The following is a 16,159-nucleotide window of genomic DNA, read 5'->3' as shown; positions in this document are numbered from 1 at the left end:
GCCGGCCGCGTCACTTGAAGGCGTCCTTGACCTTCTCGCCGGCCTGCTTGAGGTTCCCGGCGGCCTGGTCCTTCTGACCCTCCGCCTTCAGGTCCGGGTCGTCGGTCGCGTCGCCGGCGGCCTGCTTGCCCTTGCCGGACAGTTCCTGTGCCTTGTTCGACAACTTGTCCATCGCGCTCATGGTTGAGCTCCTCTCGTCGACCTCACGGTTGGCGTACCCGGGCCGACCCCGCCCGACACGCAGGGTGAGTGCCGTAATCCGTACGGGGGTCCGTCGATGTGACCGCAAGTGCTCCTGTCCGGGGGGTCGGGTCACGGAGAGCTTGCGGTGGGGCAATGAGATCGTGAGCAGAGGTCACAAAAGGGCAACTCAGGTGGCGGCCCTCCCGGTGGCTCCCTAGCGTTGTTGGACGTGCACGGAGCCTTCGCGGCCGTCCACCGCCCGACCGCTGACCGCCAGGTGGCCGACCCTCGTGCCGGCTCCTGGTCGAACCAGTCCGAACCCCGCGTCCGCGCGGGACGAGAGAGGCCTCCCACGTGAAGTTCACCCAGCGCTCTGCCGCGCTCATCGCGTCCGGTCTCGCCGGCGCGATGCTGCTGTCCGCCTGTGGCGGCGACGACGACGGAGGGTCGGGCGCCTCGGGCGACGGCTCCTTCAGCATCTACATCGGCGAGCCGCAGAACCCCCTGCTGCCGGGCAACACCGCCGAGTCCGAGGGCAACCAGGTGCTCGACTCGCTGTTCACCGGGCTGGTCCGCTACGACGCGGACGCCCAGGTCCAGTTCACCGGGGTGGCCGAGTCCATCGAGTCCGAGGACTCGACGACCTGGACCGTGACGCTCAACGACGGCTGGACGTTCCACGACGGCTCCGCGGTCGACGCGCAGTCCTTCGTCGACGCGTGGAACTACACGGCCTACAGCCCCAACGCCCAGCAGAACTCGTACTTCTTCTCCAACATCGCCGGCTACGACGACCTGCAGGCGCCCACCGACGCCGAGGGCAACATCACCGGCGACCCGGTGGCCAGCGAGCTCAGCGGCCTGCGCGTGGTCGACGACCTGACCTTCGAGGTCGAGCTCTCCGCGCCGTACGCGCAGTGGCCCACCACGACCGGGTACACCGCCTTCTTCCCGCTGCCCCCCGCGTTCTTCGACGACCCGGCGGCCTTCGGCGAGCAGCCGATCGGCAACGGTCCGTTCCAGGCCGAGGAGCCCTTCGTCCCCGGCGCCGGCGGCGGCATCACGCTGACCCGGTTCGACGACTACGCCGGTGACGAGCCCGCGAACGCCGGGTCGGTCGAGTACCGCGTCTACACCGAGGTCGACACGGCCTACACCGACCTGCAGGGCGGTTCGGTCGACATCATCGACACCCTCCCGCCGGACGCCCTCGCGTCCGCCGAGGCCGAGTTCGGTGACCGGTTCATCGAGACGACGTACGGCGACATCACGTCGCTGAGCTTCCCGACGTACGACGAGCGCTACGCCGACCCGCGGGTCCGCCAGGCCTTCTCCATGGCGATCGACCGGCAGGCCATCTCCGACGCGATCTTCCTGGGCACCCGCACCCCGGCGACGTCCTTCATCAGCCCCGTGGTCAACGGGTTCCGCGAGGACGCCTGCGACGTCTGCGAGCTGAACGTCGAGGAGGCCAACCGCCTGCTCGACGAGGCCGGGTTCGACCGCAGCCAGCCCGTCGACCTGTGGTTCAACGCCGGCGCCGGCCACGACGCCTGGATGCAGGCCGTGGGCAACCAGCTCCGCGACAACCTGGACATCGAGTACGTGCTCCGCGGCGACCTCCCGCAGGCGCAGATCCTGCCGCTGCGGCGCGAGCAGGGCATGACCGGCCCGTTCCGGGACGCGTGGATCATGGACTACCCGACGCCGGAGAACTTCCTCGGCCCGCTGTACTCGACCGCGGCCATCGGCGGCTCGAACTACACCTTCTACAGCAACCCGGAGTTCGACGCGCTGCTCGAGGAGGGCAACGCGGCGGCGACCGACGACGAGGCCATCGAGCTGTACCAGCAGGCCGAGGACATCCTGGTCCGGGACATGCCGTCGGCCCCGCTGTTCTACCGGGTGAACCAGGGTGCGCACTCCGAGCGCGTCGACAACGTGATCATCGACGCCTTCGGTCGCATCGACGCCGCCGCGGTCACGATCGCCGGCTGACCCGCAGGACAGGACAACCCACACCGACCGCCGGGGGCGCTCGTCCGACCAGGACGGCCGCCCCCGGCGGCGCGTGCGCCGCGGAAGCGGCACGATGAACCGTGGCGCCACCGGCACTCCCGGCGGCGCATCACCCGAGGGGGACCATGGGCCGCTACATCGCGCGCCGACTCCTGCTGACCATCCCGGTGCTCATCGGCGCCTCGTTCCTGATCTTCGCGATGGTCTTCGCCCTCCCGGGCGACCCCGTGGCCGCCCTCGGCGGCGACCGCTCGCTCCCGCCCGCCGTCGAGGCGCAGATCCGCGACGAGTTCAACCTCAACGACCCGCTGCTCGTGCAGTACGGCAAGTACGTCGGCAACCTGGTGCAGGGCGACCTCGGCATCGACTTCAGCCAGCGGCCGGTCATCGACACCATCGAGCAGCGACTGCCGGTCACCGTCCGGCTCGCCGTCGTCGCCATCCTGTTCGAGGCGATCATCGGGATCGTCGCCGGTGTGCTCGCCGGCATCCGCCGCAACGGGTTCCTGGACAACGTGGTGCTGGTCTCGACGACGCTCATCGTCTCGATCCCGATCCTGGTGCTGGCCTTCGTGGCCCAGTTCGTCTTCGGGCTCCAACTCGGCTGGTTCCCGATCTCGGGGACCAGCGAAGGGTGGGGCAGCTTCCTGCTGCCCGGCCTGGTGCTCGCGGCGGGGTCGCTGGCCTACGTCGCCCGGCTGACCCGCACGAGCGTGGCCGAGAACATGCGCGCCGACTACGTGCGGACGGCGAAGGCGAAGGGCCTCCCGCGCAGCCGGGTGATCATCCGGCACACGCTGCGCAACAGCCTGATCCCGGTCGTCACCTTCATCGGCGCGGACATCGGCGCGCTCATGGGCGGGGCGATCGTCACCGAGTCGGTGTTCAACCTCCCCGGCATCGGCCGCGCCGTCTTCGACGCGATCAACAACCAGGAGGGCGCGGTCGTCGTCGGCATCGTCACGCTGATGGTCTTCTTCTTCATCTTCTTCAACCTGATCGTGGACGTCCTCTACGCCGTCCTCGACCCGAGGATCCGCTATGACTGACCGGCAGCAGGCCGAACTGCGCAAGGACGAGGTCGAGGCGGGGACCACCACCGGCCTGGCGAGCCCGTCGGTCGACGTCGCCAGCGGGCGTCAGAACAGCCTGTGGTCCGACGCGTGGGACTCGCTGAAGCGCAACGTGCTCTTCTGGATCGGCTCGGTGCTCGCCGTGCTGTTCATCCTCCTCGCGCTCCTCCCGGGGCTGTTCGCCCGCGGCGCGGACCCGGACGACTGCGCGCTCGGCAACTCCCTGGACAAGCCGTCGGCGCAGCACTGGTTCGGCTTCGACCAGCAGGGCTGCGACTACATGGCGACCGTCGTCTACGGGGCCCGCAACTCGCTGATCATCGGCGTGCTCGCCGTCCTCTTCGTCCTGGTGCTGGGCGTGGTCATGGGAGCCATCGCCGGCTACTTCGGCGGGGCCACCGACAGCCTGCTCTCCCGGGTCACCGACATCTTCTACGCGCTGCCGCTCGTGCTCGGCGCGCTGGTGCTGCTGCGCGTGGGGCCGACGACGAACATCCCGATCATCAACAAGCCGGGGCCCGCGGCCGTCGCGCTGGCGCTGGCGCTGTTCGGCTGGATGACGGCGATGCGGCTGGTCCGCTCCCAGGTCATCGCGGTCAAGAGCGCCGACTACGTGGCCGCGGCGCGGGCCATGGGGGCGTCCCACCGCCGGATCCTGGTCCGGCACATCCTGCCCAACGCCGTCGCGCCGGTCCTCGTCTACGCGACGATCACCATCGGCGTGCTCATCGCCGCCGAGGCGACGCTGACCTACCTGGGCGTCGGCCTGCAGCGCCCGACCCACTCGTGGGGGCTGCAGATCGAGGCCGGGCAGTCGCTGCTGCGGACGGCGCCGCACCTGGTCCTGTTCCCCAGCCTGATCCTGACCCTGACGGTGATGGCGTTCATCCTGATGGGCGACGCGCTGCGCGACGCCCTCGACCCGAGGCAGCGCGCATGACCGCCCCCGAGACCTCTCCGCCGGCGGCCCGGGCGGCCGTGCCCGGTGCCACCCTCCTCGAGGTCGACGACCTGCACGTCGAGTTCCGCCAGCGTTCCGGGGTGGTGCACGCCGTCAACGGTGTGAGCTACACCCTCGGCGAGGGCCAGACCCTGGCGATCCTCGGCGAGTCCGGGTCGGGCAAGTCCGTCTCCGCGCAGGCGATCATGGGGATCCTCGACACCCCGCCCGCGGTCGTCACCGGCGGCATCCGCTTCGAGGGCCGCGACATGCTGGCGATGTCGGCCGAGGAGCAGCGCAAGATCCGGGGCCCCGGCATCTCGATGATCTTCCAGGACGCGCTGTCCTCGCTGAACCCCGTGTACAGCGTGGGATGGCAGATCGGCGAGATGTTCCGCGTGCACCAGGGCGCCTCCCGCAAGGAGGCCAAGCGGCGGGCGATCGAGCTCATGGAGCGGGTCCGCATCCCGGCGGCGGCCAAGCGGGTCGACGACTATCCGCACCAGTTCTCCGGGGGCATGCGCCAGCGCGTGATGATCGCGATGGCCATCGCCCTGGACCCGCGGATCCTCATCGCCGACGAGCCGACCACCGCGCTCGACGTCACCGTCCAGGCCCAGGTCATGGACCTGCTCAAGGACCTGCAGCGGGAGACGGGGATGGGGCTGATCCTCATCACCCACGACCTGGGCGTGGTCAACGAGGTCGCCGACGACGTCGCCGTCATGTACGCCGGCCGCATCGTGGAGCGCGGCACCGTGGACGACGTCTTCACCGACGCCGCGCACCCCTACACCGAGGGGCTGATGAACTCGGTGCCGCAGGTCGAGGCCAAGGGCGGGCGGCTGCAGCCGATCGTCGGGCAGCCCCCGAACCTGGCCGCCATCCCCAGCGGGTGCGCCTTCCACCCGCGGTGCGCGCGCCGGCGGCTGGGCGCGGCCGCGGCCCCCGGCCGGGAGTGCGCGACCGACGAGCCGCCGCTGCGGCTGGTCGTCCCCGGTCGCGAGGCGGCCTGCCACTACAGCGAGGAGGTCCTCGGTGCCTGACGACCGCACGGAGTCCGACCGGACGGCACGGCTCGACCTCGCGAAGCCGGCGGGTGCGACCGCGGTGTCCGTCGCCGCCACGCCGGCGGGTCCGCGCGGCCCCCTCGGCGAGCCCCTGCTCGAGGTCCGCGGGCTGAAGAAGCACTTCCCGCTCACCCAGGGCGTCGTCCTCAAGCGGACCGTCGGTCACGTCCGGGCCGTCGACGGGGTCGACCTGACGCTGCACCGCGGGGAGACCGTCGGGCTCGTGGGCGAGTCCGGCTGCGGCAAGTCCACGGTGTCCAAGCTGCTCGTCCACCTGGAGAAGCCGACCGCCGGGTCGATCGTCTACAAGGGCGAGGACGTCACCGGCCTGTCCGGGCGGGCGCTCAAGGCCTACCGGCGCGAGGTGCAGATCATCTTCCAGGACCCCTACGCCTCGCTGAACCCGCGGATGACCGTCGGGGACATCGTGGCCGAGGGCTGGTCCGTGCACGCCGACATCGCGCCCAAGAAGGGCCGGCTGCAGCGCACCCAGGAACTGCTCGACCGGGTCGGGCTCAACCCCGACTACGTCAACCGCTACCCGCACCAGTTCTCCGGCGGCCAGCGCCAGCGCATCGGCATCGCCCGCGCCCTGGCGCTGCAGCCGGAGATCATCGTGTGCGACGAGCCCGTGTCGGCCCTCGACGTCTCGGTCCAGGCGCAGGTGGTGAACCTCCTGGAGGACCTCCAGGACGAGTTCGGGCTCTCCTACCTCTTCATCGCCCACGACCTGTCGGTCGTGCGGCACATCTCCGACCGGGTCGCGGTCATGTACCTCGGCTCGATCGTGGAGGAGGGCACCGAGCAGCAGGTCTACACGACGCCGTCGCACCCTTACACGCAGGCGCTGCTGTCCTCGGTGCCGCTGCACGAGCCGCAGCTGCGGGGCCAGAAGGACCGCATCCTGCTGCAGGGCGACGTCCCCAGCCCCGCCGATCCGCCGTCGGGGTGCCGCTTCCGCACCCGCTGCTGGAAGGCTCGGGACATCTGCGCCGAGGAGCCGCCGGCGCTCGTCGACCGGGGGCAGGGCCACCCGTCCGCGTGCCACTTCGCCGAGGCGCGCACCGTCGTCCCGGAGTGACGGTGTGCCGGCCCGGAACGGGGGGACGGCGCGCGGTCGCGGCACGATCCGGCAGGATCTCGCCGTGATCGACCGCCGCCTCCTGCTGGTGCACGCCCACCCCGACGACGAGACGATCAACAACGGGGCCACGATGGCCCGCTACGTCGCCGAGGGCGCCCGGGTCACGCTGCTCACCTGCACGCTGGGCGAGGAGGGGGAGGTCCTCGTCCCGGGGCTGGCCCAGCTCGCCGCCGACCAGGCCGACCAGCTCGGCGGGTTCCGCATCGGCGAGCTCGCCGCGGCGATGGCCGCCCTCGGGGTCACCGACTGGCGGTTCCTCGGCGGCGCCGGGCGCTACCGCGACTCCGGGATGATCGGCACCGAGGCCAACGCCAAGCCCCGCGCCTTCTGGAACGCCGACCTGGACGAGGCCGTGGGTCACGCCGTCGCCGTCGTCCGGGAGACCCGGCCGCAGGTGCTGGTCACCTACGACGACAACGGTGGCTACGGCCATCCCGACCACATCCAGGCCCACCGGGTGGCGATGGCCGCGGTCGACGCCGCCGCGGACCCCGGCTACCGGCCGGAGCTGGGCGAGCCGTGGTCGGTCGCGAAGGTCTACTGGTGCTGCGTGCCGCGCTCGGTGCTGCGCGAGGGGGCCGAGGCCATGGCGTCGCTGGGGGAGGCCTCGCCGTTCGAGCAGCTGGGCGACGTCGAGGAGATCCCGTTCGCCGTGCCCGACGAGGTCGTCACCGCCGCCGTCGACGGCCGGGACGCCGCCGGCGCCAAGCACGCCGCGATGCGGGCGCACGCCACGCAGATCACCGTCGACGGGCCCTTCTTCGCGCTCTCCAACAACTTCGGCCAGGAGGTGCTCGGGGTCGAGCACTACCGGCTGGTGCGGGGGGAGCGCGGTCCGGCGGGCCCGGGACCGCACGGCTGGGAGGACGACCTGTTCGCCGGGCTCGGCGGGTGAGGGCGGTCGCCGGCGGGCTCGCCGCCACGGTGGTGGCCGTCTGGGCCGCCCTCGTGGAGCTCCTCTGGTTGCCGCTGCGGATCGGCGGCGTGCCGGTGCCGGTCTCCATCCCGGCCGCGCTGGCCGCCAACCTGCTGCTGGTCTGGATCACCCACCGGCTCACCGGCTCGCGGGTGGCGGCCGTCCTGCCGGCGCTGGTGTGGCTGGTGGTGGTCCTGCCGGCCGGTCAGCGGCGCCCCGAGGGCGACCTGGTGCTGACCGGCGGCTGGGAGGGGCTGGCGTTCCTGCTGTTCGGCGTGCTCGGCGCCTCCGTCGCCGTCGGCCGGGTCCTGGCGATGCCGCGGCCGGTCGCACCGGCCGGCGCGCCGGCGCCGCCGGACGGTGCGCCCGCTCAGGGGAGCGGCGCGCGCCGGTAGTGGTAGCGGTGGTGCTCGATGAAGCCGTCCCGGCGGTACAGCTGCCGGGCGGCCGCGTTGGACGCCGCCACCTGCAGGTACGCCCAGCGCGCGCCGCGCTCGGCGCCCCAGCGGTAGAGCGCGGTCGTCACGGCCGTGGCCAGGCCCCGCCGGCGGTGCGCCTCGTCGACGGTCACCGCGCCCACGCCGAGCCAGCCGTCGGTCACCACGCCGCGGGCGACGGCCGCCGGCGGCGCCGGGGCGGGCTCCGGGCGCACGGAGGCGAAGACGACCTCCTCGGCGTCGGTCAGGACCCGGCGGGCGGCCGGCGGAAGCGGCGCCCCGCGGTGGCGGTAGCCGGCCAGCCAGGCGTCGTCCGGGGTGGGGGAGAGCTCGACGGGGACCCGGCCGTCGTCCGGCGGCGCGGACAGCGGCATGGTCAGCACGAGCACGTCCTCGTCGCGCTCCCAGCCGGCCGCGGCGAAGGCGGCGCCGGCCGCGCGGGACCGGACCCCGGGCAACTGCACCGCCGGGCGCAGGCCCCGCTCGCGGTACCAGCCGCCCACCGCCTCGACGGCCTGGGGCAGCGGGCACCCCGGGTCGCCGACGACCAGGGCCGAGTTCGCGCGGCCGGTGAACCCGCCGCCGGCGCGCAGCAGCCAGTCGCCGAGCGGGGCGCAGTCCCAGCCGCGCCAGCCCCGGGCGGCGAGGTGCTCCAGCCCGGCGACGTCGAGGGGTGCGCGGCTCTGTCCCATGCCCGTGATCCTGCGATGCGGGCCCCGACGGCGACTCCACCGGGTGACGCGCCCGGCCGCGCGCGCCCACGGTTCCGCGGGGCGTCATACTGTGCGGCGAGGAGTGACCGTGGCTGACGCCCGGTCGAGCTGCGCGTTCGGGAGGCAACACCGTGACCTACGTGATCACCCAGGCATGCGTCGACGTGCTCGACAAGGCCTGCATCGACGAGTGTCCGGTGGACTGCATCTACGAGGGCGACCGGATGCTCTACATCCACCCCGACGAGTGCGTCGACTGCGGTGCGTGCGAGCCGGTCTGCCCGGTGGAGGCCATCTACTACGAGGACGACGTCCCGGACAAGTGGAAGGACTTCTACAACGCCAACGTGGAGTTCTTCTCCGACCTGGGCAGCCCCGGTGGTGCGGCGAAGACCGGCAAGGTCGGTCACGACCACCCGCTGGTCGCCGCGCTGCCGCCCCAGGGCGAAGGGCACTGACCCCGCCGGTCGCGGGGCGGCCCGTCGGCGGGCTGCCGGACTTCCCGTGGGACTCCCTGACGGGGGCGCGGGCGCGCGCGGCACAGCACCCCGGGGGCGTCGTCGACCTCTCCATCGGAACCCCGGTCGACTCCACCCCCGAGGTGCTCTCGACAGCGCTGGCCGCCGCCGGCGACTCGCCGGGGTACCCGACGGCGCTGGGCACCGCGGAGCTGCGGACGGCGGCCGCCGGGTGGCTGGAGCGCCGGCTCGGCGTCCGGGTGGTCGACCCGCTCGCCGCCGACCCGCCGGTCATCCCGACGGTGGGCTCCAAGGAGCTCGTCGCGCTGCTGCCGACGCTGCTGGGCTTGCGCACCGGCACGGTCGTGATCCCCGAGGTCGCCTACCCGACCTACGAGGTCGGCGCGGTGGTGGCGGGGCTGTCCGTACTGCGCAGCGACGTGCCGCCCGCCGAGCCGGGCGACGTCGTGCTCGTCTGGATCAACTCCCCGGGCAACCCCCACGGGCGGGTGCTGTCCGACGACGAGCTGCGCCGCTGGGCCGCGTGGGGGCGCGAGCACGGTGTGCCCGTCGTCGCCGACGAGTGCTACGCGGTGTTCGGCTGGGAGGCCGAGCCCCGCTCGCTGCTGCACCCGGAGATCGCCGGCGGCGACCACACCGGTCTGCTCGCCGTGCACTCGCTGTCCAAGCAGTCGACGGCCGCGGGCTACCGGGCGGGGCTGCTCTGCGGCGACCCCGCGCTGGTCCGGCGGATCTGGGACGTGCGCCGGCACCTGGGCCTGCTCGTGCCCGGGCCGGTGCAGGCGGCCATGGCGGCCGCGCTGGCCGACGACGCGCACGTCGACCGGCAGCGGGAGCGCTACCGCGCCCGCCGCGAGCGGCTGGCCGCTGCGGTCCGGGGCACGGGGGCGCGCATCGACGCCTCCGAGGCCGGGCTCTACCTGTGGGTCACCCGCGACGAGGACTGCTGGACGACGATCGACTGGCTCGCCGGGCTGGGCATCGTCGCCGCGCCGGGCTCCTTCTACGGCCCGGCCGGCGCCCGGCACGTCCGCATGGCGCTGACGGCGAGCGACGAGCGGATCGACGCCGCGGTGGAGCGCCTCGCCGGCTGAGGCCGCGGTCGCCGGCCCCTCCCGGGCCGACGTGGGGCCGGTCCTCCGCCCGTGGAGCCGCGCCGTGGGGCGGCTCCGGCGGCGACCGCCCGGCTCGACCCGGGACCCGTCGGGCAGACGCCGTCCGCAGGCCTCCAGTGCGGTGCCAGTGCACCGCCACCCCCGCGCAAGCGGCCGGGCGCACCGTCGTGTCGCGCCGCCGCGGACATCGGGACGGCGCTCCCGTCCCGGGGCACCGCGCCCCCGCACCCGGAGGTCCTCCGATGACCCTGTTCGTCGTCCTGCTCGCCGTCCTCGCCGTCGTGTCGCTGCTCGCCCTGGCCCAGACCTGGAGCGTCGGCATCCCCGACCGGCGCCTGCCCGGGGAGCCGGCGTTCGCCGACCACCCGGAGCTCTACGCCCTGCGGCTGCGCGTGGCCTGAGACCGGGGGCTCAGGCGCGCAGTTCGAGGCGGACGGCCCCGGCGCCGGCCCCGGAGTCGGCCCAGCCGCCCTCGGGCGTCCACGTCCGGCCGGCGTAGGCGACCGACTCGACCTGCAGCCCCTCGGCGTGGGCCACCGCCCATGTGGCCCCGAGCCAGCCGGCGGCCGGGTCGAGGGACACGGCCCCGAACTCCTCGCTCGCGGAGACCCCGAGCTCCCGCTCGGCCCGCCCGGCGGCCGCCGAGGTGCGCTCGCTCAGCCGGCCGCCGACCTCCTGCGGCTCCCAGGAGCAGCTCAGCCCGCCGGTCAGCAGCGCCGACGTGAGCGTCTGCGCCATCGGCTCGTGCTTCTGGTACGCCTCGGGGAAGCCCGAGCGCTGGACGGACTGCGAGACCTCGGTGAGGCGCCCGGTTTCCCAGCCGGGCACCTCGACCAGCCGGTCGTAGAACTTCCCCGCGGCGTACACCGGATCCCGGACCTGCTCGGGCGATCCCCAGCCCTGCGAGGGGCGCTGCTGGAAGAGGCCGAGGGAGTCCCGGTCGCCGTGGTCGAGGTTGCGCAGCGTCGACTCCTGCTGGGCGGTCGCCAGCGCGATGACGACGGCCCGCTCGGGCAGGCCGCGCGAGCGGGCCACCGCCGCGATGGTGGCCGCCGACGCCGCTTGCTCCCCGTCGAGCTCGAGCTCGCTGCCCGCGACGGAGCACCGGCCGGTCGCCGACGCCGGCGTCCGGTCCCCGGCCATCCGGACCCCGAGCACCACGACCACCGCGAGGGCGACGAGGGCGGCTCCCCAGCCCAGCAGGGCCGGGGGAACCCGGCGGCGGCCGCGGCGCCTCCGGGCGCGCGTCGCCCCCGACGGCCGCGGTCGCGGGCGCGGACCGCCCGACCGTCGCCCGGTCGTGCGGCGCGCACCCGACCGGGGGCGGCGGTGCCGGGGGCTGGACATCGCCTCCGAGGGTAGGTCGGCTCCCTGGCCGAACCCTGGAAGCGGCGCCGGGCCCTAGTTCGCGTGCAGGTCGGCGTTGAGCGCGCCCCACTCGCCGGCGCGCGGCAGGGCCTCGAGGGCGCCGCTCACGCTGTTGCGCCGGAAGAGCAGGCCGCTGCGGCCGGAGAGCTCGCGGGCCTTGACGGTGGAGCCGTCAGGCAGCGTCACCCGGGACCCCGCCGTCACGTAGCAGCCGGCCTCCACGACGCACCCGTCGCCGAGAGAGATGCCCACTCCGGCGTTGGCGCCCAGCAGGCAGCCGCTGCCGATGGAGACGACCTCCTTGCCGCCGCCGGAGAGCGTCCCCATGATCGACGCGCCGCCGCCGATGTCGCTGTCGGCGCCGACGACGACGCCCGCGCTGATCCGGCCCTCCACCATCGAGGGGCCCAGCGTGCCGGCGTTGAAGTTGACGAAGCCCTCGTGCATGACCGTCGTCCCCTCGGCCAGGTGCGCGCCCAGCCGGACCCGGTCGGCGTCGGCGATGCGGACGCCGGAGGGGATGACGTAGTCGGTCATCTTCGGGAACTTGTCGACGCCGAACACCGTCACGTTCCCCACCGCGGCGCGCAGCCGGTGGGCGTTGAACCCGGCCGCCTCGACGGGCCCGGCGCTGGTCCACGCCACGTTGGTGAGCAGGCCGAAGATCCCGGTCAGGTCCGCGCCGTGCGGGCGGATCAGCCGGTGGCTGAGCAGGTGCAGGCGCAGCCAGACGTCGTAGGTGTCGACCGGCGGCGCGGCCAGGTCGGTGATCACCGTGCGGACGGCGACGACCTCCACGCCGCGCGCGTCGTCGGTGCGCACCAGCCCGCCGTAGTCGGGGCCGAGCTCCCCGGACAGCTCGAGGGCGCCGAGCTGGGCGGTGCCGTTCGCGGCGCCGGCGGGGGCACCGAGGGTGGGCTCGGGGTACCAGACGTCGAGGACGGTGCCGGAGCGGGTCACGGTGGCCAGCCCGGCGGCGACGGCGGAGCGGGGTGCGGCGTCAGTCACGGTGCAGGACGGTACCCAGCGGCCCGTTCCCGGCCGCTGCGCAGGGGCCTGCCGTGACCGTGCGAGCGGCGGGGAGCGGAGGGGCCCGTCATCTAGGCTCGGCGACCGTGAGCGCCGTCCCTCCCCTCGATCTCCACGCCGACGTCCTCACGCTCACCCGTGCACTCGTCGACGCCCCCTCGGTGTCGGGCGACGAGGGCGCGCTGGCCGACGCGGTCGAGGCGGCGCTGCGCGCGCTGGGCGGGCTGGAGGTGGAGCGGGTCGGGGACTCGGTGCTCGCCCGGACCAACCTCGGCCGCCCGAGCCGGGTCGTGCTGGCCGGGCACCTGGACACGGTCCCGATCGCGGACAACGTGCCCAGCCGGCTCGACGGCGACCGGCTGCACGGCTGCGGGACCAGCGACATGAAGTCCGGCGACGCCGTGATCCTGCGGCTGGCCGCCCGGTTCGGCGTCCCCGGTGCCGAGCCCGCGCACGACCTCACCTTCGTGCTCTACGACAACGAAGAGGTCGAGGCGGTGCGCAACGGCCTCGGCCGGGTCGCCCGCGAGCGGCGCGGCTGGCTGTACGGCGACCTCGCGATCCTGCTGGAGCCCACCGACGGCGAGATCGAGGGCGGGTGCCAGGGGACGCTGCGCGCGGTGCTCGAGGTGCCCGGCCGGCGGGCGCACAGTGCGCGCAGCTGGCTCGGGGTGAACGCCGTCCACGGTGCGGCGCCGATCCTCGGCACGCTCGCGGCCTACGACGCGCGCCAGGTCGAGATCGACGGCTGCCTGTTCCGCGAGGGCCTGAACGCCGTGCGGATCGAGGGCGGGGTCGCCGGCAACGTCGTGCCCGACGAGTGCCGCGTGACGGTGAACTTCCGGTACGCGCCGGACCGGGACGCCGACGCCGCCGAGGCCCACGTCCGCGAGGTGTTCGCCGACGCGCTCGCCGCGGGCGTGACGCTCACCGTGGTGGACAACGCCGCCGGTGCGCTGCCGGGGCTCGCCGAGCCCGCGGCGGCGGCGTTCGTCGCTGCCGTCGGCCGCCCCCCGCGCGCGAAGCTCGGCTGGACCGACGTCGCCCGGTTCGCCGCCTTCGGCATCCCCGCCGTCAACTACGGCCCGGGCGATCCCCAGCTGGCGCACACCCGGGAGGAGTCGGTCCTGGTGGAGCGGCTGCAGCCCGCCGAGGACGCGCTGGTCGCCTACCTCTCCGCCCCGCCCGCCTGACTCCCGATCCCCCGGAGGACCTCCCCCCCATGACCACCACGCCCGAGCCGGCCGAGGGTCGCAGGCCGCGGCCGACCCGTCACCGCGGGCCGGTGATGCTGCGCGGTGGCGAGCCGGACCCCCGGACCGTCGGGACGACGACCGACCAGCGGCTGCTGGACCGCCGCGGCCCCACCGACTGGGTGCACACCGACCCCTGGCGCGTGCTGCGGATCCAGAGCGAGTTCGTCGAGGGCTTCGGCCTGCTCGCGGAGCTGCCCAAGGCGGTCAGCGTCTTCGGCAGCGCCCGGACCAAGCCCGACGACCCGTTCTACGCCGCCGGCGTGGAGGTCGGCGCGGCGCTCGCGCGGGCCGGGTACGCGGTGATCACCGGCGGTGGTCCCGGTGCGATGGAGGCGGCCAACCGTGGGGCGTGCGAGGCGGACGGCCTCTCGGTCGGCCTCGGCATCGAGCTGCCGTTCGAGCAGGAGCTCAACGAGTGGGTCGACGTCGGCATCGCCTTCCGCTACTTCTTCATCCGCAAGACGATGTTCGTGAAGTACGCGCAGGCGTTCGTCATCCTTCCCGGCGGCTTCGGCACGCTCGACGAGCTGTTCGAGGCGCTGACCCTGGTGCAGACCCGCAAGGTCACGCGCTTCCCCGTGGTGCTGTTCGGCACGGCCTACTGGTCGGGGCTGATCGACTGGATCCGGTCGACCATGGTCCCCGCCGGCACGATCAACGCGGCCGACCTGGACCTGTTCACCCTGACCGACGACGTCGACGAGGTCGTCGCCGTCATCCGGGCCGCCGATCAGGGGCGCGAGCCGGGGGACAACGGCGGGGGCATGCGGGCGCCCCGCGACAGCGGACCGGTCGACGACTGACGTGCTCTCCGTCGTCGTCTTCGTCGTCACCGTGCTGCTGGTGGGCGGGCTGCTCTTCCTCGGCGCCTCGGTCCTCCTCGGCCGGGGGGAGACGCAGCCGCCGGCGGAGCTGGACCGCTCACCGGTCGAGCTGCCCGCCGACCGCGCGGTCACCGGCGACGACGTGCGGGTCCTGCGGATCTCGGTGACCGCCCGCGGCTACCGGATGACCGAGGTCGACTGGCTGCTGGACCAGCTGGCCACCACGCTCGACGAGCGCGACCGGGAGCTCGCCGCGCTGCGCGCCCGGCTGGGGGCGGCCGATCCCGCGCCGGCCTCCCCGGACCCGGCGGCACCCGCACCGGCGGACCCGTCCGCCGCCCCATCCGCCGACACCGCCCCATCCGCCGACACCGCCCCGAGCGGGAACGGAGCGCCTCCCCGTGCGTGAGCTGACCGAGCGGATCGACATCGACGCCCCTCCGGAGCGGGTCTGGGCCGCGCTGACGGACTGGACGCGGCAGGGCGAATGGATGCTCGCCACCGACGTCGAGACCGTCGGCGGTCCGGCGCAGGGGGTGAAGGGGCGGTTGGCCGCGCGCACCGGGGTGAAGCTGCCCGGCCGGCGCCGCCACGTGGGCGTGCTCGACACGATGGTGATCACCGAGTGGGAGCCGCCGAGCCGGGTCGTCGTCCAGCACACCGGCCGGATCGTGCGCGGGCCCGGCATCTTCGAGGTGGAGCCGCGCGAGGGCGGGGGGTCGGCCTTCGTCTGGACCGAGCAGCTGTGGCTGCCCTTCGGCCTGCTCGGCGTGGCGGGCTGGCCGCTGGTCAAGCCGTTCGTCGTCCTCGGGGTGCGGCGCTCCCTGCGCCGGTTCGCCGAGTTCGCGCGGACCTACCCCGTCTGAGCCGGTGTCGGCAGCCGCGATCCGGGCCGAGCTGGCGGAGCTCGCCGACGACGCGCGCGCCGCGGGCATGGCCCGGTACTTCCAGGTGCGGCCGGGCGGCTACGGGGAGGGCGACCGGTTCCTCGGGATCGCCGTCCCCCCGCAGCGCGCGATCGCCCGCCGGCACGCCGCGGGGACGTCCCTCGCCGACGTCGACGACCTGTTCGGCAGCCCGTGGCACGAGGAGCGGCTGACGGCGCTGTTCGTGCTCGTCCGCCGCTTCGAGAAGGCCGACGACGGCGAGCGCGCCCGGATCGTCGAGCTGTACCTCGCCCGCCGCGACCGCGTGGACAACTGGGACCTCGTGGACGCCTCGGCGCCCTACCTCCTCGGGCCGTGGCTGCTGGACCGCGGTGAGCTGGACGGGCCGCTGCTGGACGAGCTGGCCGGATCGGACTCGGTCTGGGACCGGCGGATCGCGGTGATGGCGACGTTCGCCGGGGTGCGGGCGGGGCATCCCGAGGCGACCCTGCGGATCGCCGACCGGCTGCTCACCGACCCGGCAGATCTGGTGCACAAGGCCGTCGGCTGGATGCTGCGGGAGGTCGGCAACCGGGACCCGGCGCGGGCCGAGGCGTTCCTCGGGCCGCGGTACGCCCGCATGCCGCGCACGATGCTCCGGTACGCGATCGAGCGATTCCCGGCCGAGCGGCGCCGCGACTACCTCGCCGGCCGGGTCTGAGGACTG

Annotated in this window: 19 protein-coding genes; 15 read left to right on the top strand and 4 right to left on the bottom strand. The window is 74.1% G+C overall.

All coding sequences use genetic code 11. The annotated features are described in order from the left end of the window. Window positions 1–10: 10 nt before the first annotated feature. On the bottom strand, window positions 11–181 hold the full coding sequence (locus tag BMY88_RS07990) for a CsbD family protein (RefSeq protein WP_091941944.1): 171 nt from the start codon (window positions 179–181) through the stop codon (window positions 11–13). A 356-nt stretch (window positions 182–537) separates the two neighbouring features. Here BMY88_RS07990 and BMY88_RS07985 point away from each other — a divergent pair, with 356 nt between their 5' ends. The 7 genes from BMY88_RS07985 to BMY88_RS07955 all read left to right on the top strand — a co-directional run bounded on the left by BMY88_RS07985 (window position 538) and on the right by BMY88_RS07955 (window position 7,740). Continuing rightward, a complete protein-coding gene (locus tag BMY88_RS07985) occupies window positions 538–2,181 on the top strand; it encodes a peptide ABC transporter substrate-binding protein (protein ID WP_211435552.1) in 1,644 nt (547 codons plus the stop codon). Window positions 2,182–2,327: 146 nt separating this feature from the next. After that, window positions 2,328–3,251: an ABC transporter permease gene (locus tag BMY88_RS07980; RefSeq protein WP_091941942.1), complete on the top strand. Its 924-nt coding sequence runs from the start codon at window positions 2,328–2,330 to the stop codon at window positions 3,249–3,251. After that, window positions 3,244–4,215 (top strand): ABC transporter permease, encoded by a 972-nt coding sequence (locus BMY88_RS07975; RefSeq protein WP_091941940.1) that lies wholly within the window; start codon window positions 3,244–3,246, stop codon window positions 4,213–4,215. Before BMY88_RS07980 ends, BMY88_RS07975 begins: the two co-directional genes overlap by 8 nt. Beyond that, on the top strand, window positions 4,212–5,261 hold the full coding sequence (locus BMY88_RS07970) for an ABC transporter ATP-binding protein (protein WP_091941938.1): 1,050 nt from the start codon (window positions 4,212–4,214) through the stop codon (window positions 5,259–5,261). The genes BMY88_RS07975 and BMY88_RS07970 overlap by 4 nt, the downstream gene beginning before the upstream one ends. Further along, complete coding sequence (locus tag BMY88_RS07965) at window positions 5,254–6,366, top strand: ABC transporter ATP-binding protein (RefSeq protein ID WP_280138704.1); 1,113 nt, start codon at window positions 5,254–5,256, stop codon at window positions 6,364–6,366. The genes BMY88_RS07970 and BMY88_RS07965 overlap by 8 nt, the downstream gene beginning before the upstream one ends. A gap of 64 nt (window positions 6,367–6,430) precedes the next feature. Beyond that, on the top strand, window positions 6,431–7,324 hold the full coding sequence (gene mshB, locus BMY88_RS07960; RefSeq protein ID WP_244524533.1) for an N-acetyl-1-D-myo-inositol-2-amino-2-deoxy-alpha-D-glucopyranoside deacetylase: 894 nt from the start codon (window positions 6,431–6,433) through the stop codon (window positions 7,322–7,324). Beyond that, window positions 7,321–7,740 (top strand): hypothetical protein, encoded by a 420-nt coding sequence (locus BMY88_RS07955; protein WP_211435551.1) that lies wholly within the window; start codon window positions 7,321–7,323, stop codon window positions 7,738–7,740. The genes mshB and BMY88_RS07955 overlap by 4 nt, the downstream gene beginning before the upstream one ends. Here BMY88_RS07955 and BMY88_RS07950 read toward each other — a convergent pair. After that, on the bottom strand, window positions 7,716–8,474 hold the full coding sequence (locus BMY88_RS07950; protein WP_091941936.1) for a GNAT family N-acetyltransferase: 759 nt from the start codon (window positions 8,472–8,474) through the stop codon (window positions 7,716–7,718). The genes BMY88_RS07955 and BMY88_RS07950 overlap by 25 nt on opposite strands. A gap of 152 nt (window positions 8,475–8,626) precedes the next feature. On the opposite strand from BMY88_RS07950, the gene fdxA reads away from it, so the two are divergent. The 3 genes from fdxA (at window position 8,627) to BMY88_RS23770 (ending at window position 10,490) form a co-directional block, all read left to right on the top strand. Then, the gene (fdxA, locus tag BMY88_RS24130) at window positions 8,627–8,953 is read left to right on the top strand and encodes a ferredoxin (protein WP_073418760.1); all 327 of its coding nucleotides are present in this window, start codon (window positions 8,627–8,629) and stop codon (window positions 8,951–8,953) included. After that, window positions 8,950–10,068 (top strand): succinyldiaminopimelate transaminase, encoded by a 1,119-nt coding sequence (dapC, locus tag BMY88_RS07940; protein ID WP_211435569.1) that lies wholly within the window; start codon window positions 8,950–8,952, stop codon window positions 10,066–10,068. Before fdxA ends, dapC begins: the two co-directional genes overlap by 4 nt. 263 nt (window positions 10,069–10,331) lie before the next feature. Continuing rightward, window positions 10,332–10,490: a hypothetical protein gene (locus BMY88_RS23770; RefSeq protein WP_170861008.1), complete on the top strand. Its 159-nt coding sequence runs from the start codon at window positions 10,332–10,334 to the stop codon at window positions 10,488–10,490. Window positions 10,491–10,500: 10 nt separating this feature from the next. Here the strand turns inward: BMY88_RS23770 and BMY88_RS24615 are convergent, their stop codons facing one another. Beyond that, window positions 10,501–11,436 (bottom strand): hypothetical protein, encoded by a 936-nt coding sequence (locus BMY88_RS24615; protein WP_139220431.1) that lies wholly within the window; start codon window positions 11,434–11,436, stop codon window positions 10,501–10,503. Window positions 11,437–11,490: 54 nt separating this feature from the next. Continuing rightward, the gene (gene dapD, locus BMY88_RS07930; RefSeq protein WP_091941930.1) at window positions 11,491–12,465 is read right to left on the bottom strand and encodes a 2,3,4,5-tetrahydropyridine-2,6-dicarboxylate N-succinyltransferase; all 975 of its coding nucleotides are present in this window, start codon (window positions 12,463–12,465) and stop codon (window positions 11,491–11,493) included. 107 nt (window positions 12,466–12,572) lie between these two features. On the opposite strand from dapD, the gene dapE reads away from it, so the two are divergent. From dapE to BMY88_RS07905, 5 genes are read left to right on the top strand one after another with little or no spacing between them, the layout of a single operon-like run. Further along, window positions 12,573–13,679: a succinyl-diaminopimelate desuccinylase gene (dapE, locus tag BMY88_RS07925; protein WP_091941928.1), complete on the top strand. Its 1,107-nt coding sequence runs from the start codon at window positions 12,573–12,575 to the stop codon at window positions 13,677–13,679. A gap of 29 nt (window positions 13,680–13,708) precedes the next feature. Then, on the top strand, window positions 13,709–14,545 hold the full coding sequence (locus BMY88_RS07920; protein ID WP_091941926.1) for an LOG family protein: 837 nt from the start codon (window positions 13,709–13,711) through the stop codon (window positions 14,543–14,545). 1 nt (window position 14,546) lies between these two features. Continuing rightward, window positions 14,547–14,975: a DivIVA domain-containing protein gene (locus tag BMY88_RS07915; protein WP_091941924.1), complete on the top strand. Its 429-nt coding sequence runs from the start codon at window positions 14,547–14,549 to the stop codon at window positions 14,973–14,975. Further along, entirely contained in the window at window positions 14,968–15,432 is a 465-nt protein-coding gene (locus BMY88_RS07910) for an SRPBCC family protein (protein ID WP_091941922.1), read from the top strand. The genes BMY88_RS07915 and BMY88_RS07910 overlap by 8 nt, the downstream gene beginning before the upstream one ends. Before the next feature lie 4 nt (window positions 15,433–15,436). Continuing rightward, entirely contained in the window at window positions 15,437–16,153 is a 717-nt protein-coding gene (locus BMY88_RS07905; RefSeq protein WP_091941920.1) for a DNA alkylation repair protein, read from the top strand. Window positions 16,154–16,159: the final 6 nt, after the last annotated feature.

This window comes from Trujillonella endophytica, assembly GCF_900110555.1.
In the GTDB taxonomy this organism is placed as follows: Bacteria; Actinomycetota; Actinomycetes; order Mycobacteriales; family Geodermatophilaceae; genus Trujillonella; species Trujillonella endophytica.
This window is presented reverse-complemented; position numbering and strand designations above follow the sequence as displayed.

Coding starts and splice junctions, on each gene's coding strand:
- BMY88_RS23770 (WP_170861008.1), top strand. CDS start 10,332: ATGACCCTGTTCGTCGTCCTGCTCGCCGTCCTCGCCGTCGTGTCGCTG.
- BMY88_RS24615 (WP_139220431.1), bottom strand. CDS start 11,436: ATGTCCAGCCCCCGGCACCGCCGCCCCCGGTCGGGTGCGCGCCGCACG.
- BMY88_RS07980 (WP_091941942.1), top strand. CDS start 2,328: ATGGGCCGCTACATCGCGCGCCGACTCCTGCTGACCATCCCGGTGCTC.
- BMY88_RS07975 (WP_091941940.1), top strand. CDS start 3,244: ATGACTGACCGGCAGCAGGCCGAACTGCGCAAGGACGAGGTCGAGGCG.
- BMY88_RS07990 (WP_091941944.1), bottom strand. CDS start 181: ATGAGCGCGATGGACAAGTTGTCGAACAAGGCACAGGAACTGTCCGGC.
- BMY88_RS07920 (WP_091941926.1), top strand. CDS start 13,709: ATGACCACCACGCCCGAGCCGGCCGAGGGTCGCAGGCCGCGGCCGACC.
- BMY88_RS07970 (WP_091941938.1), top strand. CDS start 4,212: ATGACCGCCCCCGAGACCTCTCCGCCGGCGGCCCGGGCGGCCGTGCCC.
- BMY88_RS07950 (WP_091941936.1), bottom strand. CDS start 8,474: ATGGGACAGAGCCGCGCACCCCTCGACGTCGCCGGGCTGGAGCACCTC.